We start from the raw sequence: 18,955 nt of genomic DNA on the forward strand, positions 1-18,955 counted from the left end.
ATATGATAGTAAAAATAGAAGGACCAATAGAAACTTTTGCTAAATGGAAAGCAATGGTTCACAATAATTCAGAGAAGGTAAAAAAATATGGAATGACCTTTTTATATGCTGGAACTGAAAAGAGTGATGATACTAAATTCATAACTATTGTAAAATTTGACACGATGGAAGGTATGCAAGGTTTCAAAAATGATGAGGAATTGCATAAAGAAAGAGCAGCAGCTGGTGTTGATTTAGAAAAAAATGTAACAACTCCAATGAGTGATGACTTTCTTGAACAGTATAAAGGTTAAATTAAACTATTAGGAAAGGAGAAAATATGTCTAAATTTTATATTATTGGAAAGATCAGTCGTGATCTTGCTTTAAGAATGCAGAGCGATCCAAATGCAGATAGAGGAGCAGCTATCAAAGCTATTTGTGATACTGTTGGAGTAAAGTTTCATAGTTATGAGTGGGTTCGAGGAAGATTTGATGTGATCAATGTTATTGAAGGAGATTACGAAAGTGTTCTTGGAATGAAAGTTGCAATTATGAATGCAGGTTTAATGGAAGATATTATGATTCATGAAGTATTTGATTATAATAAAACTTTCAATAAAGCTGCAGATGCTGGAAAAAACTTTAAAAAACCAGGCGAATAAAAGAAGGGAATAAATGTCTATCTTAGAAAAATATAGTGCTGCATTAAAAAATAAAGACGAAGCAGCTATGAATGAGCTTTTGCATGATGATTTTAAATTTACGATGCATAAATCAGGAAATGTTTTAACAAAAAGTGATGTTATCAAATGGGCAATGAGTGGTGACATCAATCAAGATAAAGTTAGAATTGTTTACGAGAATGATGAAGTTGGAATTCATCATGCTTTTGTTACATTTAACGATGGAAATGTTGAGGCTGTAATGGCGGTTTATAAATATGACAATGGAAAAATTGTTAGTTTAGAAACTGGTGCTACTCCAATGCCTAAATAATTATATATATTTAGCGGGATTTCATTTAATATTATTAAATGAGTCTCGCTACTTCATACTTATTCCTAGGTATTGCTGTATTCTTAGGAGTTACTTCAAATAGTTTTGCTAAAAGTGCTGAAGGATTTACTCTTCTCCTCCCGAGTATAGTTACTGCAATTACAATTGTATTGTGCATGTATGCACTTTCCTTAGTGATGAAAAATATACCAATGGGTATCACTTACGCTTCATTTGCAGGATTAACAATTATTGCAACGGTTATAGTAGGTGTAATTAAATATAATCAAGTTCCAAATCTTTACTCCATGATCGGACTAGCATTTATAATTATTGGAGTTTTAATGGTTAATTTGTTAGGTAGTAAATAATATGAAGCCTCTTATAGGATATTTGTTTTTAGCTAATGGTATAATTTTTGGAATAGCTTCAAATAGTTTTGCTAAAATCTCTGAAGGTTTTACAAAGCTAACTCCTTCAATTTTATGTATCCTTTTTATGTGTATTACAATGTTTTCAATTGCAAAAGCTATGCATGCAATACCTGTTGGGTTTGCTTATTCAATTTATAGTGGTTTGACAGTAACAGGAGTTGTCCTTTTTGCTGTATTAAAATTTAATCAAGTTCCTAATGCTTATGGAATAATTGGAATTGCTTTTATAATTATTGGCGTTGTGATGGTGAATTACTTAGGTCGATTAAATTGATATTTTTTTAAAATGTCTGGAAGTTGATAACTTCCATCTTCATTTAAAGATAATTCATATTCATTAACAACAGCACTTATATCTAATGGAGAATATAAATGTGGGTACATATCACCATTTGATGCTTGTTCCCAAAGTAAGTGTTCAAGTTTAAAAGCATTTACTCTCAACAAAACAAGGTTTTCTTTATTTGGAAAATATTTTTTTAAGGTTTCCTCGACCTGATCTTCCTCTGAGAAATGAATATAGCCATCTTTAATATCTTTTTCAGATCCACCATAAGTTCCTGATTGCTTAGCTTTTTGCCATTCTTCTTTATCTATGACTTTAAAAATAAATTCTAAATTCATTTTACCAAGAAGAGTTTGGTCCTTTTAAAAATTCTAGTTCTTCTTCAGTAGACTCTCTTCCTAAAATTTCATTTCTATGTGGATATCTATGAAACTGTCTAATTGCTTTGGTGTGGTCTTGCCAAAATTTTTTAATCTTATTGTATCCTTCATGTTCTCTTAAATATTTATTTAATAAGTAATAAGCCATTTCATGATCACTAATTTCTTCACTATGAATTAAAGGTAAAAGCATAAAAAATCTTTGATCAACATTCATAGCTTCTAAATATCCAGAATACACTGCATCATTTACTATCAATCTAGTTTTTTGATCTTGAGCAAATGCTTTTTTATCATCTCTAAACATATTTCTTGAAAATTGATCAAACAAAATTACCAAAGCTAAACAGCTCATGGGATTATCCTGCCAATCATCATATTCATTTTGACAAGCAAGTTCATAATCTTTTAAAAAATTATCCTTTATTTTTCGATCAAATTTATCATCCTTCTTAAATCTCATCTCAAAAGGAGTTTCTTTAAACCAAAAATCTAGGATTACTTGAGCTCTTTCTGGTATCATTAAATAGCTGGCTTTAACAATTTTAAAACTTTTTGATGGTTTATTTTATTGTTGGAAACAATAATATTTCCTCCTATTACAGGATTTTTATTTTCCCAAGTTGTAACAATTGCACCTGCTGCTCTCATAATTGGAATTAAGGGATGAATATCCCAAATTTTATTTGCACATTGAAAAACTATTTCGATCCTACCTTCTGCTAACTGACAATATGTAAGTGCATCAAAGCAAGGAAATTGCATACGGTCTATAAATTTTTTTATTTTCATCTGTTTTTTTAAAGGCAATTGATTATGGAAAGCTGCAGCTAATTTCGAATTTGCAAAATTTAATTTAGAATTAACTTTTAGTTTTCTTTTTTTATTATTTTCAAAAACGTATGCGGTGTTTTTATTTACATTTAAGTAATATTTTTTCATTTTAGGGAAATTTGCTAATCCTAAAATTGGCTCTCCATTATAATTTAATGAAATCAAATTACTCCAACTAGGATTACCAACAACATACGATCTAGTTCCATCAATTGGGTCTATTACCCATGAAAATTCACTTTTAGTATTTTTGTGACCGTACTCCTCACCTATAATTTGATGATCTGGAAATCTTTTAGAAATTTTAGACCTTATAAACTTTTCAAAAGCTTTGTCGGATGTAGTTACTGGATCGTAACCTTTACCTTTCATCTTATTGGTTATCTTGAATGGCTTATCCAACTTAGCATAATAAAATTTTGTTAGATCTTTTGCTAACTGGTTTAAAAATCTTGAAAATACTGGATATTTTTTTGTATCAAAATTATTCACAAAGAACTCATACTATTTAATTTATATTGATTAAAGTTAAATTTTAAATAATGCTCAAGTATTATTTATGAAAATTGAGCTTCACGAAAATAAAGTTTACTTCAATAATGGTACTGAAAAAAAAGAAATACATCCTTTTTGGTTAAGAGAAAGAGTGGATGGTGAAGAATTTGTTGATAAAGGAACTCAACAAAGACTTTTTGACCCAACTAGTTTGAGTAATGATATAATCATTAATAAAGCCTCTATTCATGAGGAATTTTTAGAAGTTAACTTTAATGATGGAATTAGCTCTAAACTTAATCTTAGTAAAATTGCTTTAGAATTCTCAAAAGAAGATACAGTTATAAAATCTATAGAAAAAACTAAATGGGATTCCAGTTTAAGCAATATCAAAAATTTTGAATACCAAGATAATTTTTATGAAAGTAAAGAAATGCATGACTTACTCGTTTCTTTCTATAAGTTTGGATTTGTTGTAATTAAAAATATACCAACAACTAAAAATTATATTGTTGAGTTTGCAAACTCAATAGGCAGTGTTAGACGAACAAACTTTGGAGAATATTTTGATGTTAAATCAAAACCTGACCCTAATGATCTTGCATATACTTCTTTAGCTCTTGCACCGCACACAGATAATCCATATCGAAACCCTGTCCCATGCATCCAACTTTTACATTGTATAGAGAGTAAAGTTTCAGGAGGATATTCTACATTGGTTGATGGATATACTGTCACTGAAGATTTAAAGAAAAGTTATCCTGATTATTATAAAATCTTAACAGAAGTAAAAGTAAGATTTAAATTTATTGATAAAGAAGTAATTTTAGAATCTTTATGTCCTTTAATTGAATTAGATGAGTATAAAAATTTTAAACAAGTAAGATTTAGTCCAAGATTAGATTTTGTTCCAATCTTAGATAAAGAAGAATTAGATTTATACTATCAAGCAAGAAAAAAACTGTCTGAAATGTACAATTCAGATAAATATAGAATAGAATTTAAACTTGCTCCAAAAGATTTAATGATGATGGATAATCATAGGTTACTTCATGGACGGACAGTTTATGATGCTAATGAAGGCGAAAGGTTTCTACAAGGTTGCTATATAGACTACGATAGTACCGAAGGAAAATTAAGACACTTAAAAAGAAAGTTTAATCTATAGAAATATTTTCTATTTGAGCTTCTGCATCCCTAATAGATTTTTCATAATCTAAAGCCATTTGATCAGCGCTTATAACTTCAACTTTTTCAATTCCAAAAAAATTTAAAATAAATTTTAACCAAGGCGTTAAAAAATCTTCTGAGCTATTTAGTTTTGTTCCACCAGAAGTAATTACAAGATATGCTTTTTTATTTTTTAATAACCCTTCTCTTCTACCATTAGGTTTAAATTTAAAGGTTTCCCCTATTCTTGCGGCTAAATCTGACCAAGCTTTAAGAGTTGCGGGTGGTCCGTAATTATATATTGGAGCTGAAATTATAATAATATCACTCTCTTTTAATTCTTTTACAAGCTTGTCAGAAAGTTCAAACATTTTCTTATGTTCTGCAGTTTGATCCTTCTCATCAATTTTCATTCCAGATTCTGTTAAGCCACTTACAAAAAGCATTTCATCATCTAAATCTCTATAAATTACTTCATCCTCTGGTTTTTTGATTTTTTCCAAAAGTTTTTTTGCTAATGCTCTTGATGTTGAGCCTTTTTTTCTAGCGCTTGAATCTATTTGATAAATTTTCATTAATTACTTTAACCAAAGTTTTGCATAAAAGGAAAGATCTCAATTAAATAAAACCCAATTGCTTGCAATTTATTTGTAATAATTAATATTCCAGTTACTAAAAGAATTGCACCACCTACTTTTGAGATAATATTTATATACTGACGCATATTTTTTGAAAAAATTAAAAACTTTTGAATTAAATATCCTGATAAAACAAAAGGTATAGCCAAACCTAAAGAGTAAAAACTTAATAAAATTATTGCTCTTGATAAAGTATCTTCAATTGAAGCTAAAGCTAAAATTGATCCTAGTATTGGACCGATACAAGGTGTCCATCCAAATCCAAAAGCAGCACCAATTATCACAGGAAAGAAAAAACTATCAATTTTTTTAAAATCAAATCTTCTATCAATGTTTAAAAATCCAAAATTAAAAACACCTAATAATTGTAGTGAAAAAAATATAACAATCAGTCCTGCAATTAATCTTAAGGATTGAGAATTCTCTAACAATACTTGTCCCAAAAAAGATGCTGAAGCTCCAAAAATTATAAATACTAATGAAAAACCAAAACAAAATTTAATCAAAGGAATAATATTAAAATTTTGTTTCTCTGTTATTTCTTTGAGAGATTGGCCTGATACAAAAGATATATATCCAGGTATCAAAGGTAAAACACAAGGAGATAAAAAACTTATTAACCCTGCCCCAAAAGCAATTAAATATTCAATCATCTATCCAGTGTTTTTCATTGCTGCAGAAATTCCTGCGATAGATGTCATTAAAGCATCGTCTAAATATTTCTTGTCTAAATTTTTGTATTTTTTATTTGTTAATTTATTCATTATATTTGCCTGAAGAATATTTAGCATCTCAGTGTAGTTGTTTCTGATAAATAAAGCTTTTCTAAACTCTTTCCTCTCTTTTATAACTTCTTTTGGAGTAATTTTATTGTGCAATTTGACCAATGCATCAAATTGAAACCTTAATCTTTTTCCAATTCTTATCAAAGATTTATCAGCTAAATTATTTTCATAAATCACTGATATTTCAGGATCAACCTTTGAAATCACCATATCCAAAATATCCATTGTTGATACAAAATAAGGCCAGTTCCTCTCCATATCTGTCATGGTTTTTTTAAATTTTTTAATTGATCCATATCTCAAAGCCTCAGTTGTACCAAGCCATGCAGGTAGCATTAATCTAATTTGTGTCCATGCAAATACCCAGGGAATTGCTCTTAAACTTTGAATATTATCAACATTTTTTCTTTTGGTAGGTCTTGAACCAATTGCAAGTTTTCCAAGAGATTTGTGCGGAGTAACAGTTTTAAAATATCTAATAAAATCTTCACTTTGATTTAAATACTTTCGGTAAGCAGACGTAGAAATCTCAGACATTTTTTGAATTAGCTCTCGCCAATTTGGTTTAGATCTAGGAGGTGGATTTAAAGTAGCCTCCATTACTGCACCGATATAACTACATAGGTTGTATTCAGCTAAAGGCTTATATCCATATTTTTGCTGTATCACCTCTCCTTGATCGGTAATTCTAATTTTTCCATTTACTGTTCCAGATGGTTGAGATTTAAGAGTTGCTTGAATAGGTCCTCCTCCTCTTCCCGGAGATCCACCTCTTCCATGAAAAAATACAAGATCTATTTTATATTTTTTAGCTAAATTTCTAAGTTCTTCTTGAAGCTTATATTGATGCCAACTTGCAGATAGTTTTCCGGCATCTTTACTAGAGTCTGAATATCCAATCATTACTTCTTGTTTTGAATTAATCATTTTTCTGTACCATGGAAGTTTAAATAAATTTTGCATAACACCTTTTGCATTCTTTAAATCATCTAAAGTTTCAAAAAGTGGTACTACTCTTAACAAATTCTTTGTTTCAGCCTGTAATTGCAATAAATAAACAGATAAAATATCAGATGCTTTTGAAGTCATTGAAATTACATAAGCACCCATACATTGCTCTGGCTCTTTAGATATTTGTTTAAATGTTTTCCAAACCTCTAAATTCTCTTTGTCTCTTAAATTAATTTTATTAACAAAAGATTTTTTTTGTTTTATTGATTTATTAAGTAATTCAATTTTCTTTTCTTCAGGTAATTGTGAATAATTTATTTTATTTTTCTTTTTAAATATTTCATTTAAAAGTTTTTCATGTCTATCAGACTCCTGTCTGATGTCTAATCTTGCTAAATTTATTCCAAAACATCTAACTCTTCTTATCAAATCCAACAAATCTGCATTTGCAATATGTTGACCTTTGTTCATGTTTAAGGATGTTCTAACTTCTCTTAATGGATTTATAATTTCATACTTATCTTTTAGTAATTTATTTTCATCTAATGGTTTATTATAATTTATATGTGCTTCAATTAACTGATGTGTTCTTCTTACTTTGTCTCTTAAAGGTCTTAAATAAACTCTATAAGGTTCAAAACTATTTCCAGTAACTTTTTTAATTTTATTAGAACATTCTTCCATTGATAAATCTTGAATTAATTTTGTAAGTTCTCTTTCATATAACTTTGCAGCTTGCCATCTTGAAAATAAAATTACTTTTTTTGTTACTTCAGATGTAACATTTGGATTTCCATCTCTATCTCCACCCATCCATGAACCAAATTGAATTGGATTAAAGTTTCTAGGAAGATCTTTATTTAAATTTTTTCTGAAAATATCATTCAATCTTTTATAAACTCTTGGAATTGTGTCCCATAAACTATCCTCTATTACAGCCAAGCCCCATCTAGCTTCATCTAGTGGTGATGGTTTGGTTCTTTTTAATTCATCAGTTTTCCAAATAATGGCTATCTCAGAATACAGTTTTCGATCTATTTCAATAATTTTTGCGGGGTATTTTTTATAAAGATGACGTTGCTCCATCAAGGAGGTCAAATTTGCGTATTTTTGAATTAGTGTTCTTCTCTTAACTTCTGTTGGATGTGCGGTGAGTACTATTCCAATATCAAGTTTTGTTGCCTGATCATAAATTTTTTTGTCAGAGATTTTTCTATTTTTAAAAAGATTGTTAATTATATCCTCAATAAATAGATTTTGTTTTTTGTTCTTAAAATATGGATTATCGTATTCATTAAGTTTTCTAGAAGCATCTAACGACTCAGCTAAATTCATTAAATTTAGAATATGTGAAAAAGCTCTAGTGACCTTAAAAGTAATTTCAGGTGAAAGCTTTCTTATATCTTTTGAAATTTTGGAAAATACCTTACTTTTATTTTTATCTAATAAGGTATTTTTAGATAATAATCTTAATCGCTCAACAATATTGAAAAATTTTGTACCTTCTTGATCTTTGATTACTTTTCCAAGAAAAGTTCCTAATAACCTTATATCCTCTCTTAAAAGCTTAGTAGGTATTCGTTCATAGTAAAGATCTCTCTGCTTCATTACTTAAAATAAATTTTTTTTGTAAAACTCCTTTTGCGTTTGTTTTTACACCAAAAAAGAATCCTGAATATCTAAATTTTCGCAAATCAGCCTTGTCCATTCCTTTTGTGGCTGTTGAAACGTACAGTTCTTTATTATTCTTTCCACCGAATGCACAATTAGTGATATTTTTGGCTGGAAACTTAATTCTGTGAATTAATTTTGCTCTACTATTAAATACTGAGACACAAGCTCCACGAAAATGTGCAACCCATAAATTTTTGTTTTTATCTACAGTCATTCCATCTGGTGAACCTTCTTTTGGAGATAATTTTTTAAATATTTTTTTACTAAGTATTTTGTTGTTTTTATTAATCTTAATTTTATAGATTGTTTTTTTAGGACTATCAGTGTGGTAAAAATTGTATTGATCAATAAATGCTGGGCCATTTGTAATTCTATAATTTTTATCAACTCTAGTTAATTTTAAATTTTTATCTAATTTATACAAAGATCCTTTTTCAATTTTTCTCTCTAAGTTATCCATAGTTCCAAACCAAAGATTTCCAGCAGGATCTGTTTTACCATCGTTTATTCTATTTAATTTTATTTTAGGTTCTATGGGTATCGATTTTAAAACTTTTTTTGATTTTAAATTTTGAATTCTTAATTCACCTTGTAATCCTAAAATAAATATATGATCTCTTACATGAGCAACGAAGCCTATCTCTTTATTAACTTTAAATATTTTCTTTTTTTTATTTTTAATATTTAACGAACAAATTTTCTTTTTCTTTATATCTACAAAATAAATTGAATTGTGTTCTTTAACCCAAAGTGTTCCTTCACCTAAAGTACATCTTATTTTCCAAATTGGTTTAGGCTCTGTTGTTTTAATTTTATTCATTTACTTCAAACTCCTTAATAAAATCCTCATTTGGGTTTATACCAATACCTACATTGTCTGTCACTGATGCAAATCCATTATTGTTTTTAACTTGATCTAAAATTGAAAAATTTTCTTTTGGTAAATCTGTAATAAAAATATTTTTCTCTGTTGTATCAAATTCTAGCATAGATTTTGTTGGGAATAATCCACCTGGCATGTCAGGTTGTGCTGTCAATAAATGTAGATTTACCGCTATGCTTACAGCAGATCCCCAAACATGATTAATTACTGGAACAAAATTAGCCTGCGCTAAGGCTGCAACTTTTAAATATTCTGTAATACCTCCTAATCCACATACTTCTGGTTGAGCTATATCAATGCAATCATTGGTAATTAATTTATTCCAACCATACTTTGTAAATTCTGCTTCACCTCCAGCAACACTGGTTGATATATTTTTTTTCAATTCTCGGTAACCATTGTAATCTTCGGGAGCGACAGGTTCTTCAAACCAGTAAATATCTAGTTCATCAAGTCCTTTTCCAACATAAAGAGCATCTTTCAAATTATAAGCATGGTTAGCATCCACCATTAATTTAAAATCTTTACCTATAGAATTTCTAACTGCTTGAACTAACTTTAAATCTTCTTTTGGACCTAATCCAACCTTCATTTTCATAGCTTTAAAGTTTTTTGATTTAATCCGTTTAGCTTCTTCTTCAAACAATGGAATTAGCTCATCAACTGATTTTTTTTGCAACATCATTCCATATCCATACACAGGAACTTCATTATTACATTTTCCACCAACAAGTTGGTAAAGAGGAGAGTTTGTTTTTTTTCCTAAGATATCCCATAGAGCTATGTCAACTCCTGACAAAGCTTGTATTGGCATTCCTTTTTGACCACTATCTCTTAAAAGATTGTAAACTTTTTGCCAAATATGTTCTTTATTCAAAGGGTTTTCACCTATTATTAAAGGCTGAATTACCTTTTCAACAATGAACTTGTTGGCTAAAGCAATATTACCTGGACCAAAACATTCACCCCATCCGGTAATACCTTCATCAGTTTGTACTTCGACTAGATGGGCTGTTCTATGTTTATAATATTGTTGTGAATAACCTAATTCTTTCTCTAACTCATATTTAAGTACATGACTTTTAATAGAAGTTATTTTCACAAAAGATTATAAAGCAACTACTTTAGAGTTTTGCTCTCCTAAATTTTCAATTGATAATTTCATTGTATCACCAGCTTTCAGGAATTGTTGTGGTTTCATTCCCATACCAACTCCTGGAGGTGTACCAGTTGTAATAATATCACCTGGCTGTAATGACATGAATTTACTTAAATAAGATACAATAACGTTAACATTAAAGATCATAGTATTAGTGTTTCCAGTCTGCATTCTTTGACCATTAACATCTAAACTCATTTTTAAATTATTGATGTCAGCAATTTCATCTTTGGTTACCAAGTAAGGTCCAATTGGTCCATATGTATCATGAGATTTTCCTTTAACCCATTGACCCATTTTTTCTATTTGCCATTCTCTTTCACTAATATCGTTTACTAAACAATATCCTAAAATATGATCTTGTGATTGAGCTTCTGAAATATGTTTTGTATGTTTTCCAATTACAATTCCTAATTCTACTTCCCAGTCTAATTTTTTTGAACCAGACACAATTTCGATATCATCGTTAGGACCATTGATACAACTTGTTGCTTTCATAAAAGTAATTGGCTCAGATGGAACTTCTGCTCCTGTTTCTGCAGCGTGATCTGAAAAGTTTAAACCAATTGCAATAAATTTTCCTGGTTTTGTAATACATGAACCAATTCTTTCACTTGAAGATATCTCTGGAAGACTTGCTAAATCAGCACTTTGTAATTTTGAAATAGTTTCAAAATTTAAATGATCAGGATTTAAATCTGAAATATGTGAACTGATATCTCTAATTTTACCATCATTGTCTAAAGCTGCTGGTTTTTCATGTCCTTTTTGACCTACTCTTAATAATTTCATATTTATCCTTTTGTTATTTAATTATATTGAAATTCCACCATCAACATGAATTGTACTTCCTGTTGTAAATGTTGCATCATCACTTGCTAGATAAACTGCAACTGCAGCAATCTCTTCTGCAGTTCCTAATCTTCCCATTGGTTGTCTTGCAATAAAATCTTTTTTTGCCTGAACTGGATCTGGACTTTGATTTACCCTATCTTGCCAAGAAGGTGAATAAACTGTGCCTGGCGCAATTGAATTGCATCTAATATTTTGTTTAACGAAATCTGCTGCAATCGCCTTTGTTAAACCAATCACCGCACCCTTTGTTGTTCCATAAACAAATCTATTTGGAAAACCTTTAAAGCTAGATGCACATGAAGATATATTGATAATACTTCCACCATTTTGTTTTACCATTAGTGGCAATATTGCCTTACACATAAAATACATTGATTTCACATTTACATTTGATGAGAAATCCCAATCTTTTTCATCACATTCAAGAATTGTTCCATGATGAACAAATCCAACTGCATTAAATAATACATCTACTTTATCAAGAGTTTTGGTAAATTCTAAGATAGCGTTGTTATCAGTTGAGTCTAATTTAGTAACTTTAATATCTGGATATTCTTTATTTAATTCTGCTAAAGTTTTATCGTTTAAATCTGTAGCTGTTACATGAGCTCCTTCTTTATGAAATGCTATTGCTGTTGCTTTTCCAATTCCTTGTCCTGCTGCTGTTACTACAATTTCTTTTCCCTCAAGTCTTCCGCTCATTTTTTATTTATCCTTTCAATCTCGTTATAAAGTGAACTGTGATCAGTGTTACCATGACCATTATCAACCAAAGTCTTATACATTTCTTTAACTAAATTTGAAATAGGTAAATGAGTATTGTAAGAATTTGCGCATTCTAAAATATTATTCATATCTTTTAAATGAGTTGAAGTTTTGCCTTTTGGACTGAAATCTTTATCTATCATTCTTTTTCCGTGTGTTTGAAGTATTTTACTATCTGCCCACCCACCAGAAAGAGCTTTGATTAATTTATTTGGATCTGCTCCAGCTTTTTCACACAATGTTATGGCTTCGGCAACAGCTCCTATTGTAACTCCAACAACAATTTGATTTGCTAGTTTTGATACTTGTCCACTTCCAATAGGTCCAACTAATGTTGGGTTTCCCATTGCTTTTAAAATTTTTTCAGAATTATCAAAAACACTTTGTTCACCACCAACCATGATAGCTAGTGAAGCTTCTTCTGCTCCGATAGTACCTCCTGAAACTGGTGCATCCAAATAATTTACGTTTTTCGATTTTAAATTATTTCCATGTTTTGTTGCCGTTGTGGGTTTAACAGAACTCATATCAATAACTGTTGAGCCTGATTTTAGGTTATCTAAAAATTCTGGACTAGAAGTTATTGCATCAACTGCACTATCATCAGTTAACATGGTAATGACAAAATCACTATCTTTAACTACATCACTTATTGTTTTTGAAATTTCTGCGCCAAACTCTTTTAAGGGTTCTGTTTTTTCTATTGATCGATTAAAGGCTTTTAATTTAAATCCAGATTTTAATATATTTTTAGCCATTGGAAGGCCCATTAGACCTGTTCCAATAAATCCAATTGTTATCATGGTTTTGGTTTAAACTCGTGGAAATTTTGTGTCATTGCTTCAGGGAAGAACATAACACATGCTAATACAATTAACTGAATTACTATAAACGGAGCAAAACCTCTAAAGATATCTGTTAAAGATATGTGTGGAGGAGCAACAGATTTTAAATAGAAAGCGGCGGGCCCAAATGGTGGACTTAAAAATGAAACCTGCATATTTACACAGAATAATATTCCAAACCAAATCGGATCAAAACCAAGTGCAATTACAATTGGTAAAAATACTGGCATTGCTAACAATACAATTCCAACCCAATCCATAAATGCTCCCATGATTAAGAACATAATCTGCATCATGAAAATTAAATACATTGGTTTCAAATCATAAGCTAAAATTGTTTCTGCTACATATTTTGGACCTCCAGCAAGTGAATAAGCTCCTGCTAAAACTGTTGCACCAAAAGTAATTGTCAAAATCGTTCCAGATGCTTTGAAAGTTCTTGTTAATGCATCTTTAAATAAAAACCATGTCAGTTCTTTTCTTGCAAAGATAATAATTAAAGTAGCAACAACACCCATTCCTGCAGCTTCAGTGATACCAGTCATTCCAGAATAAATTGAACCTAATACAATAATTACAATTCCAATTGGCGGAAGTAGACCTGGTAGGTAAGACATTTTTTCTTTTAAAGTTAAAGCCGGCTCATCACTCAATGGAGCTAAATGAGGCTGCAATCTTGTTCTAATAAGAATGTATGTAATAATTAAACCTGAGATCATTAAACCCGGAACAATTGCTTCTTGGAATAACATCGTAATAGAAGTCTCTGTTGTTAATCCATAAATAATTAAAACAATTGATGGAGGTATCATTGTTCCTAAAGATCCAGATGCACAAATAATACCAATAGACATGTCTTGATCATATTTAAGTCTTAACATTTGAGGTAATGCAATTAATCCTAATAAAACTATTTCTCCTCCAATAATTCCACTCATTGCAGCCATGATAGTTGCCATGATTGCAGTAACTACACCTACTCCACCTCTAGTTTTTCTTAACCACGCGTTTAAAGCATCATAAAGATCTCGTGCAATATTCGAGCGTTCGAGCAAGGAGGCCATAAAAATAAACAAAGGTACTGATAAAAATGAATAAGTAACAACCAGTGAGTAATACCTTGAAAGTAATATTCCTAAAGCATGCTCACCTATGTATAAAAATACTAGTACTGCACCCATGAAACCTGATGCAAATCCCATCGGAACACCAATAGAAATTAATAATAATAATCCTACTATTAGTATTATTGAAAGCGATCCTATATCCATATTATTTCAATTCTTTAGATGGGTCGTATTGTTTTTCTTTCGGATTTCTCCAATCAATAATTAGGTTGTTTACAGATTGAAGAGCTATAAGAAATACACATAAAAGTGTAAGTGGTTTCATTGTAGCAGGAATTGGAGGGTCCCAATAAGTAGCAAATCTCTCCCAAGTAGTAAAAGATCTGTAGGCATCTTCCCAGCCTCCATAAATTACAGCTGCTGCAAAAACTACAATAATTATAGTACTAATTAAGTCAAAAATTCTTTGCGTTGGTCTTTCAACCCAGTCATAAAGCAAAACTATTCTAATATGGCTTCTTAATCTTGTTGCATATATTCCGCCAACTAAATAACAAACACCAGCTAGCCATAAACATAATTCATTTGCCCACAAAGTAGGCTTAAATAAAACATACCTCATAAATATCTCGTACATCATCACAATTACAATTACAGGAATTAAATATTTTATTGTGTGACTTAAAAATAAGGAAACTCTATCAATCCAATTAATTGGAAAATCATCTTTACTCGCTACTTTTTCATTCTGTTCTTGTAACTCTTTATTTATCATTGAGTAAAAATTTTAGATTTTATTCGAAGGGCCTTTTCAGGCCCTTCAAAATTTATTTATTACATAATACCATTAGCTTTCATGTAAGCTTTGTGTATTTCGATTAAAGCCGCAGCTTCTGGAGATTTAGTCTTCCATTCTTCCCAAGCAGCTAAAGCAGCTTGTCTGAATTTAAGTCTATCTTCTCTAGACCAGTCGTGAAGAGTAACGCCCATTTCATTTAAAGCTTTAACAGCTTCAGCGTTTTTTCTTTCAACTAAGCTAGTGATAGTTCTTCCAGCAATTTCTATTGCAGCTTTCATAGCACCTTGCTCATGTGGCTTTAACTTGTTCCATACTTTTGTGTTACAAGCTAAGTGGTCAGCCGGCATAGAGTGGAAACCTGGGTATGTAGCATATTTGTTTTGCTCATAGTGTCCACCAGCATAGTTAGTTGCTAAAGATGAATAATCAGCACCATCGATTAGACCAGTTTGTAAAGCTGTAGGAACTTCACCAAAGTCCATAACGATTGGCTTCGCACCTAAAGTTGTAAAGATCATACTTTCCATTCCTGGAGGTGATCTAAATTTAAAGTCTTTCAATGAAGCAACATCTGGAATTGGTCTGCTAGATATTAAAGACTCATGTCCTGGTATCCACCAACCAATTAAAGTCATTCCATATTTGTTGTATAATGCATCAACAGCTTCTTGAGCACCTGGGTAGTTCAAGAATTCATATTGTTGGTATGGGTTATCGTATCCACCCATTACATCACCTGCGAATTGGAACGCTGCATTTTTACCAGTTTGGTAACCAGCACCAGTCATATCACAATCGATAATTCCAGTTTGTGCAGAGTTAAATACCTCAGCAGATTTACCTGTTACTGAAGATGAGTAGAACATTTCAATTTTCAAGCTTCCACCAGAAAACTTTTCTACATTTTTTGCGAACTGAGCCGCAACTTCACCATTTGGTGAGCTAGCAGTAAAGTGAGTTTCAATCTTTAAAGTCTTTGCATTTGCAGAGCCAAATAAAGCAACTGAAACCATAGCCACCGCTGCTAAAGTTTTAGATATTAATTTAAACATTATCTTCCTCTCGTTTATGTTTTTTGAAAGTTAATCATAAATGATTTTCTATTTCAATTAAATCAGTTTAGTTATTATATATAGAAATTATATATATTTTATAAACACATAGGTTAGAATTGTTCTAAACTACTTCTGAAATCAAAGGTTTTTCATTAAAAAAACAATAGATATTGTCTACTGCCATCATGCTCATTGCAAGACGTGTTTCATGTGTCGCACTACCTACATGAGGAAGTACAAAACAGTTATCTAATTTTAAATATCTATTATCTAAATTTGGTTCATTGTTAAAAACATCTAAACCAGCTGCATAAATTTTTTTATTTTCTAATGCATCAATCAAAGCATCGTCATCAATTGTTGATCCTCTTGATGTGTTTATAACAACAGCATGTTTTGGTAATAAGCTAATTGTATTTTTATTAAGAATGTATTTTGTTTCTGCGGTGGCTGGTGTGTGTATGCTTACAAAATCGCAATTTGGTAACATTGAATTTAAATCTGAATAATATTTTGCACCATCCTCTAAATCTGCAGACAACTTATTTCTATTATAATAAATTATTTTCATGCCAAATGCTTTTGCACTTTTAGCAGCCATTCGTCCTATTCGTCCCATACCAATAATACCTAACGTTTTGCCAGTAACTGAATTACCAATCATAAATTTAGTTAAGTCAGGTTTTTGATTTTTCCAATTATCAGTTCTAACTAAATTATAAGCTTCACCAATTCTTCTTGAGGCAGCTAATATTAAAAGAATAGTTAGCTCTGCAACAGCTTCGTTTAATACGTTAGGTGTATTGGTAACTTTTATTTTTTTTTCTAAAGCAGAGTTAACAGAAATATTATCGTACCCTACTCCTACCTGAGCAATGATTTTTAATTTACCATTTAGATTATTAAAAAAATTTTCTCCAATTTTATCAAATCCTGTAGAAATCATCCCATCATAGTCATTTATTATCTTAATTAATTCACTTTCTGGAATTGGCTCGTCTTTTGGATTTAATGTTACATCAAATTCTTTACTTAATTTTTCTTCTGCTAAATCTGAAATTTTTCTAGAAACTAATATCTTTGGTTTCATTTAATGAGAGTCTCTAGGTAAACCTTTTGTATGAGATACATCCAAATATTTTCCTCTAGAATTAATACAAGCACCATCATCTAATTGACCTACTGTATTTCTGAATATTTCTTGCCAAGGAGTTTGATTATTTGCTTTAAATTTCTTTTTATTTTTTCTTCGCTTCTTAAACTCAGCCTGAGAAATTAGTAAATCAACTCTTCTTTTATTTAGATCAATTTTAATTTTATCACCTGTTTTAACTATTCCAAGATCTCCTCCAACCGCAGACTCTGGTGATACATGAAGTATTGAAGGACTTTCAGATGTTCCACTTTGTCTTCCATCTCCTAAAGTAGGTAGATGTCTAATACCTTTCTTAAGTAACCTGTCAGGTGGTTGCATGTTAACAACTTCTGCAGAACCAGGATATCCTACTGGACCACATCCTCTAACAATTAATATTGAGTTCTCATCAATTTTTAATTTCTTATCATTAAGTCTTTTGTGATAATCTTCAGGACCTTCAAAAACAATTGCCTTACACTCAAAAGCATTAGGGTGTTTAGGATTTGACAGATATTGATCTCTAAATTCTTTACTAATTACTGATGTTTTCATTATTGCAGATGAGAAGAAATTACTTCTCATAACTAAGAAACCAGCTTTTTCAGTTAGAGCATTTTTAAATGTTTTGATTACTTTGCTATCTACATCAATTTTCTTTTTCAAATTTTCACCTACTGTTTTTCCAGTTACAGTTTTTATATTGGTGTGAATTTTTTTATTCTTAATTAATTCTTTCATAACTGCTGGTATTGCGCCCGCTCTGTGGAAGCTTTCCATTAAATATTCACCAGCTGGCTGACAATTGACTAGCAATGGAATATCGTGACCTAATTTTTGCCAATCAGATAAATCAAACTTAATTCCCATGTGTTTAGCTATTGCACTTAAATGTGTTGTGCAGTTACTTGATCCACCTATTGCACTTGCAACAACAACTGCGTTTTCAAATGCTTTACGTGTCATGATTTTTGATGGTGTTAAGTCTTCATGAACCATTCCAACAATTCTTTTTCCTGTTTCATATGAAATCTGTTGTCTTTCTCTGTAAGGTGCAGGAATTACAGCTCCTCCAGGTAAAGACATGCCTAAAGCTTCTGCAACTGAATTCATTGAAGATGCTGTTCCCATAGTATTACAATGCCCAGCACTTGGTGCAGAGGATGCAACCATGTCCATAAATTCTTCGTATTTAATTTCTCCTTTAGCTAACATCTTTCTAGCTTCCCAAACCACTAATCCAGATCCGGCAAGTTTTCCTTTGTAAACTCCATCTAACATTGGACCACCTGAAAGAACTATTGCAGGAATATTAACTGTGGCTGCTGCCATTAAGGCTGCTGGAGTAGTTTTATCGCATCCTGTAGTTAAAATAACTCCGTCGATTGGATAGCCATATAAAACTTCTACTAAAGATAAATAAGATAAATTTCTATCCAACATTGCTGTTGGTCTTTTTCCAGTTTCTTGAATAGGGTGAGTTGGAAATTCCATTGGAATTCCTCCAGCTCTTCTGATCCCATCTTTAATTCTTTTAGTCAAAGACATAAAATGTCTGTTACATGGAGAAAGATCACTGCCCGATTGAGCAATACCTATAATTGGATTTCCTGATTGTAATTCTTTTCTCGTAAGACCATAGTTTAAATATCTTTCCAAATATAATGCGGTCATATCTGGATTTTTTGGGTTATTGAACCACTGCTGACTTCTAAAGGCTTTTTTTCTTTTTTTAGGCATAAATTTTATTAATGGTTTGCAAGAGATA

General features: G+C 30.8%; 22 protein-coding genes. 6 read left to right on the forward strand and 16 right to left on the reverse strand.

The window, feature by feature from the left end; all coding sequences use genetic code 11:
* Nucleotides 1–2 precede the first annotated feature (2 nt).
* Genes ACTTBO_RS06330 through ACTTBO_RS06350 form a run of 5 tightly spaced genes read left to right on the forward strand, consistent with a single transcriptional unit; the run spans nucleotide 3 to nucleotide 1,685 of the window.
* Entirely contained in the window at nucleotides 3–293 is a 291-nt protein-coding gene (locus ACTTBO_RS06330; protein ID WP_262590490.1) for a hypothetical protein, read from the forward strand.
* Between the two features lie 26 nt (nucleotides 294–319).
* Complete coding sequence (locus tag ACTTBO_RS06335) at nucleotides 320–643, forward strand: GYD domain-containing protein (RefSeq protein ID WP_075505873.1); 324 nt, start codon at nucleotides 320–322, stop codon at nucleotides 641–643.
* 13 nt (nucleotides 644–656) lie between these two features.
* Nucleotides 657–977 (forward strand): nuclear transport factor 2 family protein, encoded by a 321-nt coding sequence (locus tag ACTTBO_RS06340; RefSeq protein ID WP_023854077.1) that lies wholly within the window; start codon nucleotides 657–659, stop codon nucleotides 975–977.
* 38 nt (nucleotides 978–1,015) lie between these two features.
* Nucleotides 1,016–1,348, forward strand: coding sequence for a DMT family transporter (locus ACTTBO_RS06345; protein WP_440656868.1), 333 nt, complete (start codon nucleotides 1,016–1,018; stop codon nucleotides 1,346–1,348).
* A 1-nt stretch (nucleotide 1,349) separates the two neighbouring features.
* Nucleotides 1,350–1,685 carry a DMT family transporter gene (locus ACTTBO_RS06350; RefSeq protein ID WP_440656869.1) on the forward strand — a complete coding sequence of 112 codons (336 nt, stop codon included), beginning with the start codon at nucleotides 1,350–1,352 and terminating at the stop codon, nucleotides 1,683–1,685.
* Here ACTTBO_RS06350 and ACTTBO_RS06355 read toward each other — a convergent pair.
* Genes ACTTBO_RS06355 through ACTTBO_RS06365 form a run of 3 tightly spaced genes read right to left on the reverse strand, consistent with a single transcriptional unit; the run spans nucleotide 1,664 to nucleotide 3,403 of the window.
* Nucleotides 1,664–2,035 (reverse strand): DUF952 domain-containing protein, encoded by a 372-nt coding sequence (locus ACTTBO_RS06355; protein WP_440656870.1) that lies wholly within the window; start codon nucleotides 2,033–2,035, stop codon nucleotides 1,664–1,666. The genes ACTTBO_RS06350 and ACTTBO_RS06355 overlap by 22 nt on opposite strands.
* Nucleotide 2,036: 1 nt before the next feature.
* Nucleotides 2,037–2,600 (reverse strand): DUF924 family protein, encoded by a 564-nt coding sequence (locus tag ACTTBO_RS06360; protein WP_440656871.1) that lies wholly within the window; start codon nucleotides 2,598–2,600, stop codon nucleotides 2,037–2,039.
* On the reverse strand, nucleotides 2,600–3,403 hold the full coding sequence (locus ACTTBO_RS06365) for an inositol monophosphatase family protein (RefSeq protein WP_440656872.1): 804 nt from the start codon (nucleotides 3,401–3,403) through the stop codon (nucleotides 2,600–2,602). The genes ACTTBO_RS06360 and ACTTBO_RS06365 overlap by 1 nt, the downstream gene beginning before the upstream one ends.
* Before the next feature lie 67 nt (nucleotides 3,404–3,470).
* Between ACTTBO_RS06365 and ACTTBO_RS06370 the strand changes: the two genes are divergently transcribed.
* Nucleotides 3,471–4,574 (forward strand): TauD/TfdA family dioxygenase, encoded by a 1,104-nt coding sequence (locus tag ACTTBO_RS06370; protein ID WP_440656873.1) that lies wholly within the window; start codon nucleotides 3,471–3,473, stop codon nucleotides 4,572–4,574.
* Here the strand turns inward: ACTTBO_RS06370 and ACTTBO_RS06375 are convergent.
* The 13 genes from ACTTBO_RS06375 to ACTTBO_RS06435 all read right to left on the reverse strand — a co-directional run bounded on the left by ACTTBO_RS06375 (nucleotide 4,564) and on the right by ACTTBO_RS06435 (nucleotide 18,927).
* A complete protein-coding gene (locus ACTTBO_RS06375) occupies nucleotides 4,564–5,151 on the reverse strand; it encodes an FMN-dependent NADH-azoreductase (protein WP_262590481.1) in 588 nt (195 codons plus the stop codon). The two genes, ACTTBO_RS06370 and ACTTBO_RS06375, sit on opposite strands and share 11 nt — an antisense overlap.
* Nucleotides 5,152–5,159: 8 nt before the next feature.
* Complete coding sequence (locus ACTTBO_RS06380; RefSeq protein ID WP_440656874.1) at nucleotides 5,160–5,867, reverse strand: cytochrome c biogenesis CcdA family protein; 708 nt, start codon at nucleotides 5,865–5,867, stop codon at nucleotides 5,160–5,162.
* Nucleotides 5,868–8,558 (reverse strand): phosphoenolpyruvate carboxylase, encoded by a 2,691-nt coding sequence (gene ppc / locus ACTTBO_RS06385; protein WP_440656875.1) that lies wholly within the window; start codon nucleotides 8,556–8,558, stop codon nucleotides 5,868–5,870.
* Nucleotides 8,533–9,444 (reverse strand): SMP-30/gluconolactonase/LRE family protein, encoded by a 912-nt coding sequence (locus ACTTBO_RS06390; protein WP_440656876.1) that lies wholly within the window; start codon nucleotides 9,442–9,444, stop codon nucleotides 8,533–8,535. The genes ppc and ACTTBO_RS06390 overlap by 26 nt, the downstream gene beginning before the upstream one ends.
* Nucleotides 9,437–10,609, reverse strand: a complete 1,173-nt coding sequence (locus ACTTBO_RS06395; RefSeq protein WP_440656877.1) for a mandelate racemase/muconate lactonizing enzyme family protein — start codon at nucleotides 10,607–10,609, stop codon at nucleotides 9,437–9,439. Before ACTTBO_RS06395 ends, ACTTBO_RS06390 begins: the two co-directional genes overlap by 8 nt.
* A gap of 6 nt (nucleotides 10,610–10,615) precedes the next feature.
* Nucleotides 10,616–11,458: a fumarylacetoacetate hydrolase family protein gene (locus ACTTBO_RS06400; RefSeq protein WP_440656878.1), complete on the reverse strand. Its 843-nt coding sequence runs from the start codon at nucleotides 11,456–11,458 to the stop codon at nucleotides 10,616–10,618.
* A gap of 21 nt (nucleotides 11,459–11,479) precedes the next feature.
* Nucleotides 11,480–12,223: an SDR family oxidoreductase gene (locus tag ACTTBO_RS06405; protein WP_440656879.1), complete on the reverse strand. Its 744-nt coding sequence runs from the start codon at nucleotides 12,221–12,223 to the stop codon at nucleotides 11,480–11,482.
* Entirely contained in the window at nucleotides 12,220–13,089 is an 870-nt protein-coding gene (locus ACTTBO_RS06410) for an NAD(P)-dependent oxidoreductase (protein WP_440656880.1), read from the reverse strand. Before ACTTBO_RS06410 ends, ACTTBO_RS06405 begins: the two co-directional genes overlap by 4 nt.
* The gene (locus tag ACTTBO_RS06415) at nucleotides 13,086–14,402 is read right to left on the reverse strand and encodes a TRAP transporter large permease (protein ID WP_023854093.1); all 1,317 of its coding nucleotides are present in this window, start codon (nucleotides 14,400–14,402) and stop codon (nucleotides 13,086–13,088) included. Before ACTTBO_RS06415 ends, ACTTBO_RS06410 begins: the two co-directional genes overlap by 4 nt.
* Nucleotide 14,403: 1 nt before the next feature.
* Nucleotides 14,404–14,973 carry a TRAP transporter small permease subunit gene (locus ACTTBO_RS06420; protein ID WP_440656881.1) on the reverse strand — a complete coding sequence of 190 codons (570 nt, stop codon included), beginning with the start codon at nucleotides 14,971–14,973 and terminating at the stop codon, nucleotides 14,404–14,406.
* Between the two features lie 59 nt (nucleotides 14,974–15,032).
* Nucleotides 15,033–16,049: a TRAP transporter substrate-binding protein DctP gene (gene dctP, locus ACTTBO_RS06425; protein ID WP_440656882.1), complete on the reverse strand. Its 1,017-nt coding sequence runs from the start codon at nucleotides 16,047–16,049 to the stop codon at nucleotides 15,033–15,035.
* A 124-nt stretch (nucleotides 16,050–16,173) separates the two neighbouring features.
* Nucleotides 16,174–17,142, reverse strand: a complete 969-nt coding sequence (locus ACTTBO_RS06430) for a 2-hydroxyacid dehydrogenase (protein WP_440656883.1) — start codon at nucleotides 17,140–17,142, stop codon at nucleotides 16,174–16,176.
* Nucleotides 17,143–18,927, reverse strand: a complete 1,785-nt coding sequence (locus ACTTBO_RS06435; RefSeq protein ID WP_440656884.1) for an IlvD/Edd family dehydratase — start codon at nucleotides 18,925–18,927, stop codon at nucleotides 17,143–17,145.
* Nucleotides 18,928–18,955 lie beyond the last annotated feature (28 nt).

The sequence above is a fragment of the Candidatus Pelagibacter sp. HIMB1509 genome, assembly GCF_052047855.1.
Taxonomy (GTDB): Bacteria; Pseudomonadota; Alphaproteobacteria; order Pelagibacterales; family Pelagibacteraceae; genus Pelagibacter.